This is a genomic window from Marinobacter sp. UBA3604 (assembly GCF_002375325.1).
GTDB lineage: Bacteria > Pseudomonadota > Gammaproteobacteria > Pseudomonadales > Oleiphilaceae > Marinobacter > Marinobacter salarius.
On record NZ_DFMB01000061.1, the window covers coordinates 250,815 to 270,431 of the forward strand.

Genomic DNA, 19,617 nt, shown 5'->3' on the forward strand with positions numbered 1-19,617 from the left:
GTAATCTCCGTATCAGGCCGCGTCCTGCTTGGACCCTTCAGCCTTGTCATCAGACGACTTGCCCTTGATGGACAACCAGCGTTTGTGGTCCGGCGAGCCGACATACTCGAAATTGTCCTCGCCAATGTTGATGTGGTAGTACTTCTGAACCACCGTCTCGACGTCGCCGCCTTCACAGTTGCCCTGGTAGATCTGGTGTACCGGCAACCACGCCTGAACGTACTTCTCCGGCTCGTGCTTGAAGATGTCGCAGCAGGCTTCCGAGCAGAAGTGGTAACGCTCACCTTCGTAGTTCATCTGGCGGTGGCTGAGCTTGGTGGGCTCGCCCATCTCGGTAAACAGCGTCGGTACCTGGCATACCTGGCACAGTTGCGGCAGGGTGTTGTTGTAGAAGCGGCGGCCTTCAGCATGCTCTTTGGCCCAATGCTCGTAGCGCGGGCGGTAGTACTTGTCGAAAGTCTCCGGATACTTCTCGGACATCCAGTCCATTTCTTCCTTACCGGGAATCCAGGTATGGAAGTTGGTGGCCTGGCTGTACTGGTAGAACGTGCCCCATAACTGATGGCTGATGTGGTGCTTGGCATCGTTGGCCACATCCTGATATTTGGGCGGGCGGATGCCGTAGCGCTCAAGGTCTTTGAACAGGGCGCCGCCGTTTTGCTCGTAATACACTTCCCAGGCTTCCGACCAGGACATGACCTTGTTCGGCAGCATGTAGTCCATCATCATGCTGACCAGGCTCAGCAGGCGGAAACCGCGCCAGAACCATTTGTCGATCCAGCGCTGGACGATGGGCACGTTGTCCTCATGCTGTTCGAGGATGAACTTGATCACTTCAAGGCCCAGGGTCATGTGCCGTGCTTCGTCGGACTGCGCCGAGAAACCAAAGGTGACGGTGGCCATGTCGCCGTTATAAGCAGCACCGGACATGAACGGAACGAACAAAAGGTTAGTCAGCACATACTCGAACGAGAACGAAATTGCAGTCAGAAACTCGAACGGACCGGCCGAACGGGCATCATCGAAGAACGACTTGGGTACGGACAGAAACCACACCCGGTCGTGCATGTAAGCCGCATCGTGCAGGCCATTAAAATGCTTGTTGTAATGGCTCATCGCATGCTGCTGGGTCTGTGAATGGCGCAGCTCGTCAATGGACTGCATCTGGCACGCCACCCTGGCTCCGGCGCCACTGAACTGGCGCCCCACCTTGGCGTAGCCCTGGAAAGCCGCGTGTTCCAGGGGCGACACACCGGTCAGGAACAGTTTCAGCGCATTCACATAACGGCCGTCCGAAATGTTCTGGTGGCCGTTGTTCTGAGCAAAGGCATCGAAAATGGCGTACAGCTTTTTCTCTTTTTCAGCCTGGTACTTCCAGTAGGCGTCCATGGTCAGACGGAATGGATCTTCCCATTGGGACCAGTCGGTAATCTTGATACCTTCAAAGTCCTCGTCCGGGAAAATGTCCTTCTTCTTTTGATAGGTTGGTTCCCAGGCCATGTCCCGGGTCAGGTACTGGTACTTGTCCTTGAGATTCAGCTTCTTGTTTTTAACAGCCATGATAAGTCTCCCAATTAGGTCCACTGAAGAATGAAGTGGTCGTCGTCTTCGTCGACATTGCCGCCGATACTGATCACGTCGATGAGCATTTCCTGAACATCCCATTCGCGACCGAGCTTCTCTTCCATCGTTTCCCGGTTGATCACCAGGCGCTTCTCGGCCTGGATCCGGATCATTGCCGGCTGGTGCTGAACTTCCGCTTCCGGATTGTCTTCGGCGATGGCTTCCACCAGGTAGCGGGCGTTGTCGTTGTCCTGAAAGGCAATAAATACGAGCTGGCTCATGCGGATACTCCCTGGCTCTGCAGCTGGAATTTCTTGAGTCGGGTGGAGAGTTGAGCGCGGGTTTCATCCAGGGCCTCAATGCCGGTGCTGGCCTCAGCCAGGGGCTTGAGTGCGCTGTACACCTGAGGTTCCCACTGATCGATCCAGGCCTGGAGCTGTTCGCGGTTGGCATCGCTTTCCGCTGCCACAACCTTGATCATGGCGTTGGTCCAGCGCAGGGATTCCTTGTACCAGTCCCGCATGAATTCGGTGAGCATGGAAACATCTTCGGCATCCTGCTCGCCCAGCCACTGGTCCATCCTCTCGTACACCAGGGGAAACAGCAGGCCATCCACCAGCACGTTCTGGACCAGCGTCAACTCGAACCAGTCATCCACCACCAGGGTGTCTTCCACCAGCTTGCGCATTGGCTGCCACAGCTCGTCATCCATCCAGTAGCACTTGGATTCGTCCAGTGCTGCACCGGTACTGCCATCCAGCATCAGGGCAATTCGAGACAGGTACTGGCCAATGCCCAGGCGATCCATGGCGGTATATATGTGCATCTGCGAGACCGTCGTGGCGTTAACATCGCCCGCGATCTTGCTGTTGTTCATGTTGGCACCCAGCTCCACGTGGCGCAGAGGCACCAGCAACCTCAGGATCTGCTTCTGAGTGGCTTCGGGAAGTCGGGTCAGCAGATTGCGCTTTTCGCAGAACCCGAAGCTGGTCTCCGCGGCCTCCTGCATCTTGGCCCGGTTACCAACATAGGCGCCGTAGTAGAACTGGCGGGGATCGGTGACGGCGTACCAGTCTTCCATGCGGATCGACGTGCGTGTGGGGTCGTTCAGCGTATGCTTTGAATCCCACAGCGGGCGGTAGTGAAAGTTGGTTTTGGCCTCCAGGTCATAGCTGGCTTCCTGGTAGCGGGAGGCCGGCTTGTCGCCGAAGCGACGGGCGATGTGCCCGTATGTCTGGCGGATGGGTTCCACCGAATTGGTTTTGATCTCAATGCTCATATCAACTTACCGTTTGTTGTTTTGAGTGGATGATCGATTTGGTGACGTTCAGCGGTGACCCTTCTCGCCGAAGCGCCACTTGACCATGTCCGCATCAATCTCGCGGATCATGTCGGAATCCATGTGAACGACATTGTTGTGCTTGCAGAAGATTTCGAACGCTTCGCGGGGAAGGACAAGCTCAACAAACAGTTCGGGATGTCCGATGGCAAAATCGAACTCTACGAATCTGTCCTCTGGCCCACTTCGGACCCGGATGTAGCGGGTCAGCTCGTCGAAGCTTTTTGCATGCTCAGTCATCGTTGACACCCTTGTGTTTGTTATGGGTTGCCACAGCTGGAGCAACCGCTGTGCCAAGCATCGAAACCTGCCGTCAATAAAAACCCAGACTTCTGTTTTAAAAGGCTTTATATAGAAAGGCGGGCGCTGATACAGAGTGGATTATCGAAGGGTGAGATCAGGAAGCCAGACGAATTTTTCATCATTTGATCAACATGAAATCGTGATCTGAGCAAATGCTCAGATCAGCAGCCAACCGTGACTTTCGCCTGAAATTTCATCATTTGATTGATTTGTGACAAGGATAGGGTGTTATATGAAAAAGGCGGCGTTCGGCTGCCTTCGCGCTGGACGACCTTTCCAGGACGCGACCCCATACAATTACAAACGGGGCTCCTGAGTATGGCTATTACCTACAAACCACAATTGCAGTATGTGGATTTTCAGGATCTTACGGAGCAGATCCGGTTCCAGAGCACGGAAGGCAAAATCTGGTTTGGCGAGCAACGCATGCTACTGATGCAAGTCAGTGCCATGGCCGCCTTTCGTCGCGAAATGGTGAATACCATGGGTATTGAGCGCGCGAAGGGCTTTCTCCTGCGCCTGGGATACCAGTCCGGACTGAAAGACGCCGAACTGGCCCGGAAGCTTCGCCCGCACTGCAGTGAACTCGACATCTTTCTTGCCGGCCCCCAACTGCATTCGCTAAAGGGCATGGTCAAAGTCGTTCCCATGGAGATCGACATTGATCACGACTCCGGCGACTTTTATGGCGAGCTGGAATGGGTCGATTCGTTTGAAGTGGATATCTGCCAGACAGAACTTGGGCAGATGGATGAACCGGTCTGTTGGTCACTGCTTGGATACGCCTGCGCCTATACCTCCTCGTTTATGGGCCGGGAAATCATCTTTCGCGAGGTCAGCTGCCGTGGCTGTGGTGACGAAAAATGCATGATCGTGGGCAAGCCTGCTGAGGAATGGGAAGACGCCGCCGAATTTGCCCAGTACTTCAAGGCAGACACCATCATGGAAGAACTGTATGACCTCCAGAGCCAGGTCAGTTCTTTACGCAGCAGCCTCGAAAAGCAGGAGGGGCAGTATTACGGCATAGGCCAGTCCGCCTCTTACAACAAGGTTTGCAAGATGATCGACAAGGCCGCTCTGGGTAAAGTGTCGGTCCTATTGCTCGGCGAAACCGGCGTAGGTAAGGAAGTGATTGCCCGCAGCGTTCACCTTCGCAGTGAAAGAGCCGAACAACCCTTTATCGCGGTCAACTGCGCCGCTATTCCCCCGGACTTGATCGAAGCGGAACTGTTTGGCGTGGAAAAAGGTGCCTACACCGGTGCCAACCAGTCCCGGCCGGGCCGGTTTGAGCGGGCCAACACCGGCACCATTTTTCTCGACGAGGTGGTTGAGCTCACCCCCCGGGCTCAGGCCACGCTGCTGAGGGTGCTGCAGGAAGGGGAACTGGAGCGCGTGGGTGATAACCGCACACGGGCTGTCGATGTCAGGGTTATTGCGGCCACTAATGAAAGCCTGGAAAAAGCCGTGGAAGAGGGTCGTTTCCGCTCTGATCTGTTTTATCGCCTCAATGTCTTCCCCGTGAAAATTCCGCCGCTCAGGGAACGGCTGGAAGACCTGCCGCTGCTGGCCGAACATTTCCTCAATAAATTCCACTCTGAGTATAACAAGCGCACGCTCGGGCTCTCCGACAAGGCCCTTGAACTCTGCCTGCACTATCATTGGCCGGGAAATATCCGGGAGCTTGAAAACGTTATCGAGCGTGGCGTCATCCTGACTGACAACAATGAGTCCATCAGCCGCGAATCCCTTTTTGCAGGTATTCCCGAGCCGCAACCTAGTCAGCCACAGGGTATTGTCGACAGTCACGGACAACTTGTCGAAAAAACCTCTGAGACCTCCAGAGGCGACTGGGCCAGTCAGATACTGGGCAGTGGTATCGGCCTTGACGATGTCGAGGAAACATTAATGCGGCGTGCCATGGAAGAGGCTAACCAGAACGTTTCCGGCGCAGCGCGTATCCTTGGCCTGACCCGTCCCGCTCTCGCCTACCGGCTCAAAAAGTCCGGTATTCTAGCCGAAAGCTGAACAACAACCGGCGCAGTTAGGACAGGGACGTCCACGGTTCGCTTTGCGGTTTGACGATATCAATAAGTACATCACTCATTTCATCATTTGATAAAAAACAATCCTCTTAATTGCCCCACCCAGCTTCCCTCACACTTCTTAAAATACCCATTTTATATATAAATACATATAGTTAGAGCATACAAGTCGTGCATGGCACACGCGTTGCTAAATCACCGTCAGTCGCGTTATCCACAAAAACAAAGACGGTGACATAAAATGCGAAATGCCCCCCTGCGCACATGGCGCACTACCGGCGCAGCCGTATCGCTGGTCGGATTGTTTTCGGTTCTGTTAACGGGTTGCGAAGCGCCCCTGGATCTTGACGCGGTTCGAGATCAGTCGGGACAGGCCGTTAAACGGACCGATTTCTATCAAGCCATTGCTCGCAATGACGAGGTTATCGTGCTGACTGGCAACAACGGTGTTGTGTTGGTCAGCTCAGACAACGGAGAAAGCTGGAAACGGCAGACGCCAACGTCGGAAAGCTTCCTGGCGTTAGATGTTTGCCCGGACAACAGCTTCATTGCGCTGACGTTTGACAACGAAATCTGGCATGGCGACACCAACGGAGACAACTGGACAGCCCACTCCCTGCCCAGCCAGGAACAGATGATGACCGCCGCTTGCGCTCCGGACGGCAACTGGTGGGCAGCAGGTGCCTTCACCACTATTCAGGGCAGCACCGACCAGGGTGAGACCTGGACCGAGACCTCACTCAACGAAGACGCTATCCTCAACAACCTTCAGTTCATCAACGCCGACCATGCTTTCATCACCGGCGAATATGGCCTCGTACTCAAAACCACAGACGGCGGCGAAAACTGGGACTATGCCGGCTACCTTCCAGACGAATTCTACGCCCATTCCAGCTACTTCCGTTCAGACAATGAAGGTTGGGTTGGCGGACTGAACGGTTTCATCTACCACACCACCGACGGCGGAGAGAACTGGGAGAAATCCCCCACCGGCATCAACGCTCCAATTTTCGGTTTCGTTGCCGGCCCTTCAGGGTTATACGCCCTGGCGGATAACGCCACCGTAATGCAGCAGACAGGTCAATCCTGGCAGAAGATCTCTGCGTCCGACCAACCCCTGTATCTGCGTACCGGCCTGATTCTCCCCAACCACCGACTACTCGCCGCTGGTGGCCGTGGCCTGCTGCTGAACCTTGAAACTCCCGTGGCCCACTCGGCCAGCACTGACTGAGGAAATCCGCCATGCCTGGATTGCATCGATTCACCCATCTCCTGCATTCGCTGGAGCTATGGATCTTCAACAACCCGCGCAAGGTATTGAGCGTGATCGCCATCCTCACACTGGCGTTCGCCCTGCGTATCCCCGGGCTGAAAATCTACACCGACTTCGCCGACCTGTTGCCGCAGCAACATTCCTATATCGAACTGCACAACAGCATCAAGGACAGCTTCGGCGGCGCCAATGTCCTTACGGTGGGCATCGAATTCGAAGACGGCGACATCTTTACCAACGAGAATCTCGCCAAGATCGACCGAATCACCCAGGCCGTCGACAACCTACCAGGGGTGAACCACAACCTTGTGTCCAGCGTGACTCACCGGAATTCCCGCAAGATCTGGCTGACGGAAGTCGGCAGCATCAACTCGGAACCCTACTACGACTCCACCTCTGGCGAGTACTCACGGGAAGCACTGGTTGCCATGAAAGCCGATGTGGCGGCCAACCCACGGGTGTACGGCCCCCTTGTGTCTCCAGATATGAAAATGGCCCTGGTCAAGGCGCAACTGATTGAAGGCAAGCTGGATTACGAAAAGACGTTTGCACAGTTACAACAGCTGCGTGAAGCGGAGGAAAGTGCAGGAGTCAAGATCTACGCCACGGGACAGCCAGTCCTGGTGGGGTGGGCCTACACGTATATGGAACAGATCCTCCAGATATTCATTTTCACCGTAATCACCATGCTGGCCTTGCTCGTTTTCCATTTCCGCAAAGCCTACGGTGTGCTGATCCCCCTTGGTGGCGTTTTGGTCTCCACGATCTGGGGGCTTGGGATCATCAGTCTGCTCGGTTACAACCTGGACCCGCTCGGGCTGGTGATCCCCTTTTTGATTGCAGCCAGGGCGATGAGCCATGGCGTGCAACTTGTTGAACGCTACTATGCGGAAACCCGCGAACTGGGTAGTGGCCCCAAAGCCGCAAAAGCGACCTTTGACAGTCTGTTCCGCCCTGGTTCCCTGGGTGTTGTGTCGGATGCTATTGGCCTGTCGCTCATTGCCATCGGGTCCATTCCGTTGAATACCCATCTGGGCATCTATGCTTCCCTTTGGGCGATCACTGTTGTGTTCACGGTGCTGATCGGCGTGCCTCTGCTGTTATCCATTCTGCCAACGCCCAAAGACCCGAACCTGCGCGAAACCGCCCTGCGCCATATCGGCGCCAGTTGCTCACGCACGGTTGCACGGCCAGGTGCGGCGAAAGTGGTGTTGAGTGTCGCGGCACTGGCGATGGCCGCAGGACTATTAGCGGCGTCCAACGTGCAGATTGGCGACTCGGAGCCAGGCTCTCCCATCCTGTATCCCGACCACGACTACAACGTTTCTTCCCGCGTGGTAAATGAGCGCTTCCCGGGCTCCGAGGAGCTCTACATCGTGGCGGAAACCGAAGAGAAAGGGGGCCTGAAACGTCCAGAGGTACTGGCTGCCCTTTCTGATCTGCAATCCCACATGCTGAAGGACCCGGAAGTAGGCGGCAGCAAAGGCCTGCCCGACCTCGTCAAGCAAGTTAACCGCCTGATGCACAACGACGACCCCCGCTGGTACCAGATTCCTCACGATGCGGGCTATGTCGGCGGGCTGATGTTTACCTACATGGCCTCCAGCCCGATTCCCGGGGCCCTTGATGAATTCAACGACACCGACGACCGCGTTGCCAACTTGGTGTTCTATTACAAGGACCGCCAGGGCGAGACCATCCGCCGTGCCATTCACATGGCCAAGGATTGGATCGCGGAGAACGGTGACAGCGTTGAGGGCCTGACCATCAAACTGGCGGGGGGAACCCTTGGTGTTGCCGCCGCAATGAACGAATCGGCCTTCGAGACCAATGTCATTGTTCTACCACTGGTTTTCCTGCTGATCTTTGCCTTTGTCATGCTGTTCTACACCTCATTGCACGCCGGGCTGATGATGCTGTTGGCGATGATTTTCGCAACCACTCTCACCTACGCCTATATGGGCTTTAATGCGCTCAATATCGACATCAATACCGTGCCGGTGATTGCCGTGGGTATCGGCGTCGGCATCGATTATTCCATCTACATGATGGACCGGATACGGGAAGAAATGGCCCGGCTTGGCAATCTGCGGGACGCCGTCAGGCGAGCCATATCCACCACCGGCATGGCCATCAGTTTCACCGCGCTGACGTTGATGGCGGGCATCATCATGTGGGTCATTTTCTCAGACCTCCGATTCCAGTCTGATGCAGCATTGCTGCTGTGCGTCATGATCGTGATCAACGGCATCGCGGCCATGCTTCTGGTGCCTTCTTGGGTACTGGTCTTCAAGCCTCGCTTTGTTACCGATGTTTACGCCGACGAAGACGGCATTCTCCATGCTGATCGTCATCCACCAACACCATCTCCATCGTCCGGTTCCCCACGGGAACAAGAGGATGGGTTCGTGCCGGGAGAGCCGTACCGGGCCTGAGCCCGGTAGGACACTCCACTAAAACCTGTAACGAGGACATGCCATGCAAACAACAATAAAAGGCCTGAGGCTCTGGTGCTATACCCTTGCGGGAAGTGCCGGCCTGGCGCTGTTACCAATCAACTCCGCCGTCGCCCAGGAAGATACCCGGGTAAACGGCTTCTACGAGAATGCAACCTACGGCCGGGATGGCGTAGGGCTTTCAAAATTCCGCAACACACTACAGCTGGAAGCAGAGAAACGGGCTGGAGATGTCGGCATTTTCAGTAATGTCTCCGTCAACGCCACGCTCCGTGGTAGCTATGACGGTGTTTACGACCTTAATGATGACGAATACGGCCGCAATGCCGGTGGACCGGTCCGCCTGGAAAACCGGGCAGCGGGACCCAACGCCACCGTGCCCCACGGTGGCGGCCTGAAGCTGCCGAACTCCTTCAGTGAAGCGAACAACCCCAACGAAGGCATGATCGTGTTGGGTGAAAACCTGCATGATACCGACGGCGGTGTAGCCTTCGGCGTGCCGGTTCGCCCCTGTGACGAGGACGAACGAGGGTGTATCGACGGTTATTTGGACAAAGACACCAACGACATGCGATTCCAGGAGTTCAACGACCGCGCCGATTTCATCCGCGAACTCTACGTGGATTTCGATTACAACTTCTCGAACGGTAATATCCTCAGCACCCGATTGGGCAAGCAGCAAGTCATCTGGGGACGTACCGACCTTTTTCGGGTGTTGGATGTGATCAACCCGGTGGATTACTCCCGCAACAATATCTACGACGAACTGGAAGACATCCGGATTCCCATGTGGATACTCCGGACCGACTACCGCATGGGGCCAACCGAGGTGTTCGATGGCCTCGCCTTCGACGACCTTAATTTCCAGCTGGTATGGAACTTCGACAAGTTCCGCCCGCACGATATCGGCCAGTGCGGTCAGCCCAACGTTATTCTCGATGCCGGCTGCTTCTTCCGCGGCATGAACAGCCTCTGGGAAAATGGTGGCACAGTGGCCAACTTCGCAGGCGGCGAAGCGGCAACGGATTTCGGCCCCGGCCAGATCGGTATCCGCGAAGCGCACATGCCAAGCTGGAGCCTGGCGAATACCCAGGTCGGCCTCAAGATGGAAGGCGTTTATGGTGATCTGGGCTTCTCGCTCAACGCCCTGACCTATCGCTCCCAACTGCCCTCTCTTCGGGGCGGTATTCCCGCACAAAACGGCTTTACCGGTGAAACCGGTATATGGCCAAGCCTGATTGCCTTCGATATCCACTTCCCGAGGGTCAACCTGTTCGGTGGCTCCCTGGATTACTACGCCCAGAGTGTTGATACCGTCCTCAGGCTTGAAGCGGCCTATACCACCGGCGAGGAATTCGCCAATACGCTGGAGGAAGATCTCTACTCCGAGAGCGACGTGGTTCGCTACGTGGTCGGCGCTGACAAGAACATCTTCATTCCCTTCCTGAACGAACACCAGGCATTCCTGTTCTCCGGCCAGGTATTCGGTCAGCACATCCTGGATCACGAGCGCGAGCAGCGTCGGTTTGGTGAAGCCGGTATTCCCGACTGGAAAGAAAACTGGACAGGCACCCTGCTGATCAAAGGCTTCTACATGAATGGCCGCCTCAGCCCGCAGATCATCACCGCACATGATTTCCGAGCCGGGGCAACCGCGATCGCGCCGTCTGTTGAGTGGCTGGTCAGTGACAACTTCCGTGTCACGGCCGGTGCAAACATCAAGGTGGGTACCGGCGCGCGCAAATTCGATGACTGCCGTAGCTGCAACCCCTGGGATCCGTTCACCGCCACCTATCCGGGGCAACCGGCCGGGGAGTCTGCCGGCCTGGGTGGATACGAGCCGCTGGGCCGCTTCCAATCTGGCCCCATTGGAATGGCTCAGGAAGAAGACGAGCTTCAACTGACCATGCGTTACAGCTTCTGATATAGAGGAAACATCATGAAACGAGCATTCCGAAAATCCGTGTTTAATGGCCTGGTGATCGGTCTTACGGCGGGCGCCTTCTCCGCTGGCGCCTTTGCCAGTGACAAGGTCATCAACGAATCGTTCCATCCATACAAGGATCAAATGCCAAGCCACGAAGGGCTTAGCGCCGGCATGACCATCGACGAATCCAACGTGGCACAGTTCAAGGACGTGATCGATCCGGCCTTCTATACCTTCATCGAGAACGGCTGGACATCCATTGCCGTGGGAAAGACCACGTCCTTCGACCTGCACCCTGCCTATGTGGACGCAACCCGCAACGCCCTGGGTGAGGTTTCCCTGGGTGAGCAGGTCGGGGAAATTAACGGCTGGAAAGCCGGTCGCCCGTTCCCGCAGGAGCCGGATGCGGATGACCCCCGCGCCGGCGAAAAACTGGCCTGGAACTACAAGTACGGCTACAACTGGGGCGACAGCGCCGCCATCATGCCGTTCTACTGGAAGTACCGGGACATGGAATCAGCCAAGGTGGAGCGGACCATCAAATTCAACTTCCACTTCCTGAATTACAAGGGCCGAGTGATACAGGAACCCACCCCGGAAATCACGCCCAACCCGTCTGACCTGTTCCGCGCCATCTATGTACAGGTACTCGACCCAGCGGACGTCCGCAATACGCAACTTCTGATTCACCGGGCCGCCGACGACCTCAAACGTGATAACTCCTGGCTCTATTTGGGCTTCCAGCGCCGCGTGCGCCGCCTGGCCACAGGCCAGGTTACCGATGCCTTTCTCGGTTCGGACCTAATGATCGAAGACTTCGAGGGCTACAACGGCCGCATTTCCGACATGGACTGGACCTATAAGGGCACCCGTTACATGCTGATGCCGTTCTACAATCACAACGAGCTGAAGCTGGACGAAGAAACCCACAGCGACAGCGATGGTTACCAGGTTGTGGCTTTCAGTGGCAAGGGTGGCTGTTTCCCGGACATCACCTGGCAGCTCAGAAAGGTGTACGAAGTGGAGGCGAAACCGGTGGATGAAAGCCATCCGCTGTCGAAACGTATCCACTACATGGACGCCCAGACGTTCACCATTCCCCGCACCGTCGCCTATGACCGTAAGGGCAGCCTGTGGAAAACCTTCACCATCGGACAGGCCCATCCAGACCACCACCTGCCCAAGAACGAGGGTACCGGTGTATCCATTGACGACAGCTTCAGCATGATCGACGTGCAGGCCAGCCACTGCACCACCGGCCAGTTCAAGGGCCAGGTCGACCCCGAGCTGTCCCCCCCCAATATGTTCAACGTGCAGCATCTCCGCGCAACCGGCACCTAAGCCTGGTGCTAGCCCTTGGGCCCGCTTTGGCGGGCCCCTTTTTTGGTTTCGGAGGATAAGATTTATGTCCCGATATGAGCCCCTACCCGACGCCCTCCACGAAGACGACCAACTGCTGGTACTCACTGACAGCAAGGGTGCCATTACCTACGCCAGCAACGCCTTTTGCAGAACCTGCGGCTTCTCGGAACAGGAACTGAAAGCCATGTCTTTCAGCAAACTGCGGCACCCCGACATGCCCGGAGGGCCGCTGAACGACCTGTGGGAAACCATTGGCCGCGGAGAATCCTGGATGGGCATGATCCGCAACCGTAAGGCAGATGGGACCAACTGGTGGCTGGATGCCTTCGTTAGCCCGATTACCGACACGGACGGAACACTGTTGGAATACCAGGCCATTTACCGGTTACCCGATGAAGCCACCATTCGGAGAACCGAACAGGTTTACCATGCCCGCAGCCAAGGCCGGCAGCCCCTTGCCCTCAGGATTCCACGGCTGCCCCCTGCTATCCTGCAGTGGCTGGTCGCCAGCCTCTGTTTTGCCCCCGCCACGATAGCTGGGATGTTCGGCATGCCAACGCTGGCGGCCCTCTTGTTCGTCCTTGGCAGCACACTGTCCCTTGGCCTCTTCTACCAACTCAATCGCCCGCTAGCCCAGCTGTTCATGCGTTGTCGTTCTGTTGTCAGCCATCCCATCAAGCAACTGGTCTACACCGGAAACGCCGGCGTCGCGGGCCAGATTGAGCTGGCCATGCGGCTGGTGGAAGTCCGGCTGAAGGTCATGGTGGCACGTATCAGCGACAGCGGCGGACAGATCGAAGACAATGTCCTGCGGGCCAACTCTCTGCTACAAGGCGGTTCCGAGGCCTGCGGTCAGCAGCAATCAGCACTCTCCTCCGTGGCGACCTCCATCGAGGAATTCACCGCTACCATTCGCGAAGTTTCGGAGAATACCCAGCAGGCTGCTGGTCTCAGTGCGCGAAACCGTGATTCCGGGGAAAACAGCGCCCGTTCTGCAGCCGCCGCGCGCGACAGTATTCTTGCCCTGGCGAGTGAGCTCGAGGAAACCAGCCAAACCGTGGAGGAACTTGATCGGAACAGCCAATCGATTGGCCGGATTCTGGATGTGATCGTCGCGATCGCTGAACAGACCAATTTGCTGGCCCTGAATGCCGCCATTGAGGCCGCCCGGGCCGGCGAAAGTGGGCGCGGTTTTGCGGTGGTTGCCGATGAAGTTCGTTCCCTGGCAAAGCGCACCCAGGAATCCACCAATGAAATCCAGCAAATGATCACTGCCTTGCAGGAAGGCTCCCGCCGGGTGGTCGAATCCATCGCACAGGGAAAACAGCAGTCCGAGAGGAGCGTGGAGCAGGTATCCGCCACCGCAGAGGCAATCCGTAATATTGTGGCGGGCATTGCCGAAAGCGACGGCCTGAACCAGCAGATTGCGGCTGCCAGTGAGCAACAGAGCCAGACCGTTTCACAACTGAACGAGGAAATTCACGACATCCATCAACTGGCCATCAAGACAAGCGAACAGCTTCAGGATACCGTCGAAGCAGGCCAGGCGGTTGGCTACCATGTGGGGCGCCAGCAGCTGTTAGTACGACACCTGGTACCTGGGCGGAGGGGCTAACCGAAATGCTTAGAAATCTGGAATGCGGGCGTCCCTGCCCGGACTTTAAGAATGGTTTTGTGCCCTATCAGAAATGAATCACCGACCGAATACTCTTCCCTTCATGCATCAACTCAAACGCCTCGTTGATGTCCTCAAGAGGCATGTTGTGGGTGATAAACACGTCCAGTGGAATGTCTCCTTTCTCGGCCTTTTCGACATAGCCGGGCAGTTCCGTCCGGCCCTTCACGCCACCAAACGCAGAACCTTTCCAGACCCGGCCGGTAACCAGCTGGAACGGCCGGGTGCTGATTTCCTCACCGGCACCGGCCACGCCGATGATGATGGATTCACCCCAGCCTTTATGACAGCACTCCAGGGCTGAGCGCATCACGTTGACGTTGCCGATACACTCAAAGGAGTAGTCCACACCGCCGTCTGTCATTTCAACGATGACTTCCTGAATCGGCTTGTCGTAGTCCTTGGGGTTCACTACGTCCGTGGCACCCAGCTGTCTGGCGATATCGAACTTGCCGGGGTTGATGTCGATGGCGATGATGCGGCTGGCCTTGGCCATGGTGGCGCCAATAATCGCCGCCAGGCCGATTCCGCCGAGACCGAAGATAGCGACCGTCGCGCCTTCTTCCACCTTCGCTGTGTTCAGCACCGCGCCGATACCGGTAGTGACGCCACAGCCCAGAAGGCAGACTTTGTCCAGTGGTGCATCCTTGGGTATCTTCGCCAGGGAAACTTCCGGCAATACCGTGTATTCAGAGAAGGTGGAGCACCCCATGTAGTGATAGACAGGCTCACCCTTGTAGGAGAAACGGGAGGTACCGTCCGGCATCACTCCCTTGCCCTGGGTTTCGCGCACGGAACCACACAGGTTGGTTTTGCCGGACGTACAGAACTTACATGTTCCACATTCGGCGGTATAAAGAGGGATCACGTGATCACCCACTTCGACGGAGGTGACACCTTCTCCAACCGCCTCAACAATGCCGCCGCCTTCGTGGCCGAGGATGGCCGGAAAATTCCCTTCGGAATCGGCGCCGGACAGCGTGTAGGCGTCCGTGTGGCAGACGCCGGTGGCAACGATACGCACCAGCACCTCCCCTTTCTGGGGCGGAGCAACATCCACTTCCACAATTTCCAGCGGTTTGTTGGGGGCAAACGCCACCGCAGCACGGGATTTGATCACTGGCAGACTCCTTGAACGTGGTTCGGAATAAAATGTCTCGGGTTTTACGGGTTTGACGCTTACTAGACGACCGGTCTAATATACCAGCCATGACATCGAACGACACCCGCAATCACATTATCCACACCGGCGCCGACCTGATTGGTCAAAAAGGCTTCGGCGCGACGGGCATCAATGCCGTGCTGACCGCCGCCGGTGTACCCAAAGGGTCGTTCTACCATTACTTTAGCAGCAAGAACGATTTCGGGTTGGCTGTCATCGACACCTTTGCGCAGGAATACGACACCAAGCTGGATCGGATTCTGAACGACCACACCCGCTCGGCGGTGGACCGCCTTAGGGCCTACTTCGACACTGGTCTGGAAACCATGACCAGCTGCGAATTCACCCGGGGCTGCCTGATTGGCAATCTTGGCCAGGAGCTGGCCGGGCAAAACGAAACCTTCCGCAGACGCCTCGACACCGTCTTTCAGGGTTGGGAAAAACGCTTTGAGCGTTGTGTTGAAGAGGCTCGTCAGGCCGGCGATATCGATGCATCCATCGACCCTGCCGACGTCGCCAGCTTTCTGCTTTCCGGCTGGGAAGGCGCCATTCTCAGAGCCAAGGTTCTGAAGTCTACCGAGCCCATGGAGCGGTTTGTGCGGGTCTTTTTCCGCCAATGTCTTGGCCTTCACTGAACGCCCACATTTTTTTCAGTCATTACTAGTAGACTGGTCTAATTACACTCAGTTAATCCTCAAGGAGAGTGATCAATGAACAACGTAAACGACGCACTGTTTCAACCGCACGATCTCGGCACCCTGACGCTGCCCAACCGCGTTCTGATGTCTCCCCTGACCCGTTCGCGCTCCAGCCAACCTGGAGACGTACCGAACGACATGAACGCGCAGTACTATCAGCAGCGTGCCGGTGCAGGACTGATCATCAGCGAAGCAACCCAGGTGTCACCTCAGGGTAAGGGCTATGCATTCACGCCAGGCATCCACTCGGAGGAGCAGATTGAGGGCTGGCGCAAGGTCACCAGTGCGGTGCACATGGCGGGCGGACGCATTCACATGCAGCTCTGGCACGTTGGCCGAATTTCCCATACGGCGCTGCAGCCGGATGGCAACAAGCCTGTAGCACCATCGGCGATCAAACCCGAGGGCGCCAAGACCTTCATCAGCGCCGACTCCGGCATGGTGGACGTGCCCGAGCCCAGAGCTCTTGAAGCCGGCGAAATGGCGGACATCGTGGAGCAGTATCGCCAGGGCGCGCTGAACGCCAAAGCGGCCGGGTTTGATGGCGTTGAAGTACACGCCGCCAACGGATACCTGCTGGACCAGTTTCTCAAGAGCGGCAGCAACCACCGCAGTGATGAGTTTGGCGGCTCCGTTGAAAACCGGATGCGCCTGCCACTGATGGTGATCGAGGCCGTGATCGACGTCTGGGGCAAGGACAATGTCGGCGTTCGGGTCAGCCCGACCGGCAGCTTCAACGCCATGTACGACGAGGACCCGGTCGAAACCTTTGGTGAATTCGCGAAGCGGCTGAACGACCTGGGCATCAGCTACATCGAGGTCGTGGAAGACTCGTTCCAGGGCAACCATGCGAACGGCCGCCCGGAATCGGTGATCGATGCCATCCAGGCTGGATTCCACGGCACTTACATCGCCAACGGCGCCTACACCGCTGAGGAAGCTCGCAAACGGATCGGCAATGACCGTTGTGATCTGGTGACCTTTGGCCGTCCGTTCATTGCCAATCCCGATTTGCCCGAGCGTTTCCGCCAGCATGCGGAACTGAACAAATGGGATGACAGCACTTTCTACGGCGGCGATGAGCGCGGCTACACCGATTACCCGACGCTGAAGGAACTTGAACCCAGCGTCTGAACATCACTTTCACACGAGTAAGGAGTCAAACCATGAGCAATACCAACGACCCAATCAATAGCAAAGTCGTGATTATCACCGGCGCCAGCAGTGGCCTGGGTGAGGCAACTGCCCGCCGCCTGGCAGCGCGAGGAGCCCGGCTGGTGCTTGCGGCCCGTCGCGAAGACCGCCTGTCCAAACTGGCAGAAGACCTGAAAGCCGAGGGTGCTGAAGTCACCTGGAAGGTGACCGATGTGACTGACCGAAACCAGGTCGAGTCACTGGCTGCCACCGCGAAAGAAACCTTCGGCCGGATCGACGTACTGATCAACAACGCCGGCCTGATGCCACTGGCACCGCTGGACGCTTTGAAGGTTGATGAGTGGGACCAGATGGTGGACGTCAACATTAAAGGCGTGATGTATGGCATCGCGGCTGTGCTGCCGACCATGCGGGAGCAACACAGCGGGCATGTGATCAACCTGTCGTCCGTTGCCGGACACAAACTGTTCCCCGGTGCCGCTGTGTACTGCGCCACGAAATACGCGGTGAAAGCGCTGTCTGAAGGCTTGCGCATGGAAGCCGGCGACGAGATCCGCAGCACCAATATCTCACCGGGCGCCATCGACACCGAGCTGACCAGCACCATCACTGACCCGAACGCCAAACAGGCAGCGGATGAACTCTACAAGGTGGCGATTGATTCCGATGCGGTGGCGCGGGCCATCGTCTATGCCATCGAACAGCCTGCGGACGTGGATATCAACGAAATTATCCTGCGGCCAACGGCTCAGGAGCTCTAAGGCTGTTGCTTGCTGAACGCTGTCGGCGTGCATCTGGTTGATGCCGCCGACAGGCGGGTGTGATACTGGTTGTTCCATTCCAGACGGACACACCAAACATGACCACTGTGCAGCAGGCCCTGGCCCGCATTATCGATACCTGCCAACCGGCCACACTGGTGGTTTGCGGCGAGATCGCTGGTGAGGTTGGGGATCACTGGTGCCGGCACCACAGCGAGTCGGCCATGACCACCCTGGATACCAGCGCCCCCAACGATGCCTTCCCTCTGCCCGAGACCCAGGACCTGGCCCTGGTGACCAACACGCTCGAACACCTGAACCACGACGAGGGCCAAGTACTGCTGGGCCAACTGCGCAACTACGGCACCCACCAGATTGCCGTTGTGGTGAAAGACTGCCCCGGTTGGTCGTTTACGGATTTCATCGGGCTGGGATTCCGCCGGCAGGCTGAGCTTGGTGACGAAGAGAGCCCTCTCACGCTCTACACCTACAACATCGACAGCTACAACCACAAACGCGCCTGGAACAATCCCGACAACTGGGCCAATCCGGAAATGTGGGACAAGGCCTGGTGGTAGCGACCACGCTTACAGCGAGGCCACCACGTCAAGGTTGTGGCGACAGGCGCTCAGATAGGATGCCCCGAAAAGGTTGTAGTGATTGAGGGTGTGGTACAGATTGTAGATGGCCCGCTTGGTGTCGTAGACATCCGTTCTGGGGTAGACCCGGTCATAGGCACGATAAAAAGCCGAGGAGAAGCCACCAAACAGCTCTGTCATGGCAATGTCCGCCTCCCGGTCACCGTAATAAACCGCGGGATCAATGAGCCATGGCCCGGTGCTGTCGAACAGGACATTCCCGGACCATAGGTCGCCGTGGAGCAGGCTTGGGTGTTCGCAATGCGCATTCAGAAACCGGGCAAGCTTGTCGCCCTGACGCTCAAGCACCGTTTCAAACTCTCTCCGGACATGGTCGTTGCGGATCATGCCTACCTGCACACCCAGTCGATCTCTCAGGAAAAACGCCCCCCAATCGTCCGTCAGGCGGTTCTTCTGTGGTGACATCCCAATCATGTTATCGGCGTCAAACCCGTACTCGGGCTGACGTACCGCATGCATTTGCGCCAGGCCCTCACCAAGTGCGGCCATGGCTTCCTCGCCCGCCGGGCCAGGATGGATCTTCGGAATCACCAGCTCGCGGGCTGATACGGCTTTCACCTCCGGCACATGCACTCTGCTGACACCAGCCGCCTTGAGAGTGTCTGCCAAAACCTCAAGGCCGCGGGCTTCGCACAACAGCGCATCGGGAAAGGACGAAGGATTCTGTTTCACGTAATCGGTCATGCCACCAGTATAACCATGATCGGAAATCGCCTCGCAAACATCCTTGGCTTTGTCACAGGCTTCATGGATCATGGAGCTGCAAGGCCATCCCACACAGGAATAGCCCGATGACAGGTTTTAGCAAGCGCACGGCAAACGAACAGTTGAATCAAGAGGCGGACAAGGTTCACCGCAGAGATGTGGGCGCCCTGCTCGACCGCCAGCAGGCCATCGAGGACAAAGTCAGGAACAGTGGCAAACTGAGCCGGTTCAGCACTGACATCCGGCTGATGTTTTCCATGCTCAGGGACTACTGGCAGGGCAACTATCGCGAAGTACCCTGGAAAAGCATTGCGGCGATCGCCGGTGCCCTTGTTTACGTACTCAATCCCCTGGATTTGATTCCGGACCTGCTGCTGGGATTCGGCCTGCTGGACGACGCCGGTGTGGTGGCCGCATGCCTGGCCCTGGTGGAATCCGACCTGCTTCGTTACGCAGCGTGGAAAGATCTTAAAATAGAAACACAAACGCTTACGGATAGCGATTGATTCAATAGTGGACTACCGTTAATCTTCGAAA

17 protein-coding genes are annotated in these 19,617 nt (G+C 56.9%); 11 read left to right on the forward strand and 6 right to left on the reverse strand.

The window, feature by feature from the left end:
- Positions 1-12 precede the first annotated feature (12 nt).
- From B2590_RS17905 to B2590_RS17920, 4 genes are read right to left on the reverse strand one after another with little or no spacing between them, the layout of a single operon-like run.
- On the reverse strand, positions 13-1,560 hold the full coding sequence (locus B2590_RS17905) for an aromatic/alkene/methane monooxygenase hydroxylase/oxygenase subunit alpha (protein WP_286810082.1): 1,548 nt from the start codon (positions 1,558-1,560) through the stop codon (positions 13-15).
- 14 nt (positions 1,561-1,574) lie between these two features.
- Entirely contained in the window at positions 1,575-1,844 is a 270-nt protein-coding gene (locus B2590_RS17910; RefSeq protein ID WP_041333559.1) for an MmoB/DmpM family protein, read from the reverse strand.
- Complete coding sequence (locus B2590_RS17915) at positions 1,841-2,842, reverse strand: aromatic/alkene monooxygenase hydroxylase subunit beta (protein ID WP_041333558.1); 1,002 nt, start codon at positions 2,840-2,842, stop codon at positions 1,841-1,843. Before B2590_RS17915 ends, B2590_RS17910 begins: the two co-directional genes overlap by 4 nt.
- A 48-nt stretch (positions 2,843-2,890) precedes the next feature.
- Complete coding sequence (locus tag B2590_RS17920; RefSeq protein WP_041333555.1) at positions 2,891-3,142, reverse strand: phenol hydroxylase subunit; 252 nt, start codon at positions 3,140-3,142, stop codon at positions 2,891-2,893.
- Positions 3,143-3,523: 381 nt separating this feature from the next.
- Between B2590_RS17920 and B2590_RS17925 the strand changes: the two genes are divergently transcribed.
- The 6 genes from B2590_RS17925 to B2590_RS17950 all read left to right on the forward strand — a co-directional run bounded on the left by B2590_RS17925 (position 3,524) and on the right by B2590_RS17950 (position 13,880).
- A complete protein-coding gene (locus B2590_RS17925) occupies positions 3,524-5,230 on the forward strand; it encodes a sigma-54-dependent Fis family transcriptional regulator (RefSeq protein ID WP_228210236.1) in 1,707 nt (568 codons plus the stop codon).
- A gap of 258 nt (positions 5,231-5,488) precedes the next feature.
- On the forward strand, positions 5,489-6,478 hold the full coding sequence (locus B2590_RS17930) for a WD40/YVTN/BNR-like repeat-containing protein (RefSeq protein WP_286810083.1): 990 nt from the start codon (positions 5,489-5,491) through the stop codon (positions 6,476-6,478).
- An 11-nt stretch (positions 6,479-6,489) separates the two neighbouring features.
- A complete protein-coding gene (locus B2590_RS17935) occupies positions 6,490-8,955 on the forward strand; it encodes an efflux RND transporter permease subunit (RefSeq protein ID WP_286810084.1) in 2,466 nt (821 codons plus the stop codon).
- Positions 8,956-8,998: 43 nt separating this feature from the next.
- Positions 8,999-10,900 carry a DUF1302 family protein gene (locus B2590_RS17940; protein WP_007152874.1) on the forward strand — a complete coding sequence of 634 codons (1,902 nt, stop codon included), beginning with the start codon at positions 8,999-9,001 and terminating at the stop codon, positions 10,898-10,900.
- Between the two features lie 15 nt (positions 10,901-10,915).
- Positions 10,916-12,244: a DUF1329 domain-containing protein gene (locus tag B2590_RS17945; RefSeq protein ID WP_286810085.1), complete on the forward strand. Its 1,329-nt coding sequence runs from the start codon at positions 10,916-10,918 to the stop codon at positions 12,242-12,244.
- Positions 12,245-12,308: 64 nt separating this feature from the next.
- Positions 12,309-13,880: a methyl-accepting chemotaxis protein gene (locus tag B2590_RS17950; protein ID WP_286848032.1), complete on the forward strand. Its 1,572-nt coding sequence runs from the start codon at positions 12,309-12,311 to the stop codon at positions 13,878-13,880.
- Positions 13,881-13,947: 67 nt separating this feature from the next.
- On the opposite strand, the gene B2590_RS17955 is transcribed toward B2590_RS17950, so the two are convergent.
- Complete coding sequence (locus tag B2590_RS17955; protein ID WP_286810088.1) at positions 13,948-15,060, reverse strand: S-(hydroxymethyl)glutathione dehydrogenase/class III alcohol dehydrogenase; 1,113 nt, start codon at positions 15,058-15,060, stop codon at positions 13,948-13,950.
- Positions 15,061-15,149: 89 nt separating this feature from the next.
- Between B2590_RS17955 and B2590_RS17960 the strand changes: the two genes are divergently transcribed.
- The 4 genes from B2590_RS17960 (at position 15,150) to B2590_RS17975 (ending at position 18,294) form a co-directional block, all read left to right on the forward strand.
- On the forward strand, positions 15,150-15,737 hold the full coding sequence (locus B2590_RS17960; RefSeq protein ID WP_091641575.1) for a TetR/AcrR family transcriptional regulator: 588 nt from the start codon (positions 15,150-15,152) through the stop codon (positions 15,735-15,737).
- Between the two features lie 75 nt (positions 15,738-15,812).
- Positions 15,813-16,934 (forward strand): alkene reductase, encoded by a 1,122-nt coding sequence (locus tag B2590_RS17965; RefSeq protein WP_091641572.1) that lies wholly within the window; start codon positions 15,813-15,815, stop codon positions 16,932-16,934.
- 32 nt (positions 16,935-16,966) lie between these two features.
- Positions 16,967-17,716: an SDR family oxidoreductase gene (locus tag B2590_RS17970; RefSeq protein WP_041333548.1), complete on the forward strand. Its 750-nt coding sequence runs from the start codon at positions 16,967-16,969 to the stop codon at positions 17,714-17,716.
- Positions 17,717-17,814: 98 nt separating this feature from the next.
- Positions 17,815-18,294 (forward strand): DUF6231 family protein, encoded by a 480-nt coding sequence (locus B2590_RS17975; RefSeq protein WP_127402340.1) that lies wholly within the window; start codon positions 17,815-17,817, stop codon positions 18,292-18,294.
- Positions 18,295-18,303: 9 nt separating this feature from the next.
- Here B2590_RS17975 and B2590_RS17980 read toward each other — a convergent pair whose 3' ends face one another.
- On the reverse strand, positions 18,304-19,131 hold the full coding sequence (locus tag B2590_RS17980) for a fructosamine kinase family protein (protein ID WP_127402341.1): 828 nt from the start codon (positions 19,129-19,131) through the stop codon (positions 18,304-18,306).
- Between the two features lie 35 nt (positions 19,132-19,166).
- On the opposite strand from B2590_RS17980, the gene B2590_RS17985 reads away from it, so the two are divergent.
- Complete coding sequence (locus B2590_RS17985) at positions 19,167-19,586, forward strand: YkvA family protein (RefSeq protein ID WP_075195505.1); 420 nt, start codon at positions 19,167-19,169, stop codon at positions 19,584-19,586.
- Positions 19,587-19,617 lie beyond the last annotated feature (31 nt).

What these genes read in the sequence shown, in the direction of transcription:
- B2590_RS17905 (WP_286810082.1), bottom strand. Translation starts at nt 1,560, where the DNA reads ATGGCTGTTAAAAACAAGAAGCTGAATCTCAAGGACAAGTACCAGTAC.
- B2590_RS17910 (WP_041333559.1), bottom strand. Translation starts at nt 1,844, where the DNA reads ATGAGCCAGCTCGTATTTATTGCCTTTCAGGACAACGACAACGCCCGC.
- B2590_RS17915 (WP_041333558.1), bottom strand. Translation starts at nt 2,842, where the DNA reads ATGAGCATTGAGATCAAAACCAATTCGGTGGAACCCATCCGCCAGACA.
- B2590_RS17920 (WP_041333555.1), bottom strand. Translation starts at nt 3,142, where the DNA reads ATGACTGAGCATGCAAAAAGCTTCGACGAGCTGACCCGCTACATCCGG.
- B2590_RS17925 (WP_228210236.1), top strand. Translation starts at nt 3,524, where the DNA reads ATGGCTATTACCTACAAACCACAATTGCAGTATGTGGATTTTCAGGAT.
- B2590_RS17930 (WP_286810083.1), top strand. Translation starts at nt 5,489, where the DNA reads ATGCGAAATGCCCCCCTGCGCACATGGCGCACTACCGGCGCAGCCGTA.
- B2590_RS17935 (WP_286810084.1), top strand. Translation starts at nt 6,490, where the DNA reads ATGCCTGGATTGCATCGATTCACCCATCTCCTGCATTCGCTGGAGCTA.
- B2590_RS17940 (WP_007152874.1), top strand. Translation starts at nt 8,999, where the DNA reads ATGCAAACAACAATAAAAGGCCTGAGGCTCTGGTGCTATACCCTTGCG.
- B2590_RS17945 (WP_286810085.1), top strand. Translation starts at nt 10,916, where the DNA reads ATGAAACGAGCATTCCGAAAATCCGTGTTTAATGGCCTGGTGATCGGT.
- B2590_RS17950 (WP_286848032.1), top strand. Translation starts at nt 12,309, where the DNA reads ATGTCCCGATATGAGCCCCTACCCGACGCCCTCCACGAAGACGACCAA.
- B2590_RS17960 (WP_091641575.1), top strand. Translation starts at nt 15,150, where the DNA reads ATGACATCGAACGACACCCGCAATCACATTATCCACACCGGCGCCGAC.
- B2590_RS17965 (WP_091641572.1), top strand. Translation starts at nt 15,813, where the DNA reads ATGAACAACGTAAACGACGCACTGTTTCAACCGCACGATCTCGGCACC.
- B2590_RS17970 (WP_041333548.1), top strand. Translation starts at nt 16,967, where the DNA reads ATGAGCAATACCAACGACCCAATCAATAGCAAAGTCGTGATTATCACC.
- B2590_RS17975 (WP_127402340.1), top strand. Translation starts at nt 17,815, where the DNA reads ATGACCACTGTGCAGCAGGCCCTGGCCCGCATTATCGATACCTGCCAA.
- B2590_RS17980 (WP_127402341.1), bottom strand. Translation starts at nt 19,131, where the DNA reads ATGATCCATGAAGCCTGTGACAAAGCCAAGGATGTTTGCGAGGCGATT.
- B2590_RS17985 (WP_075195505.1), top strand. Translation starts at nt 19,167, where the DNA reads ATGACAGGTTTTAGCAAGCGCACGGCAAACGAACAGTTGAATCAAGAG.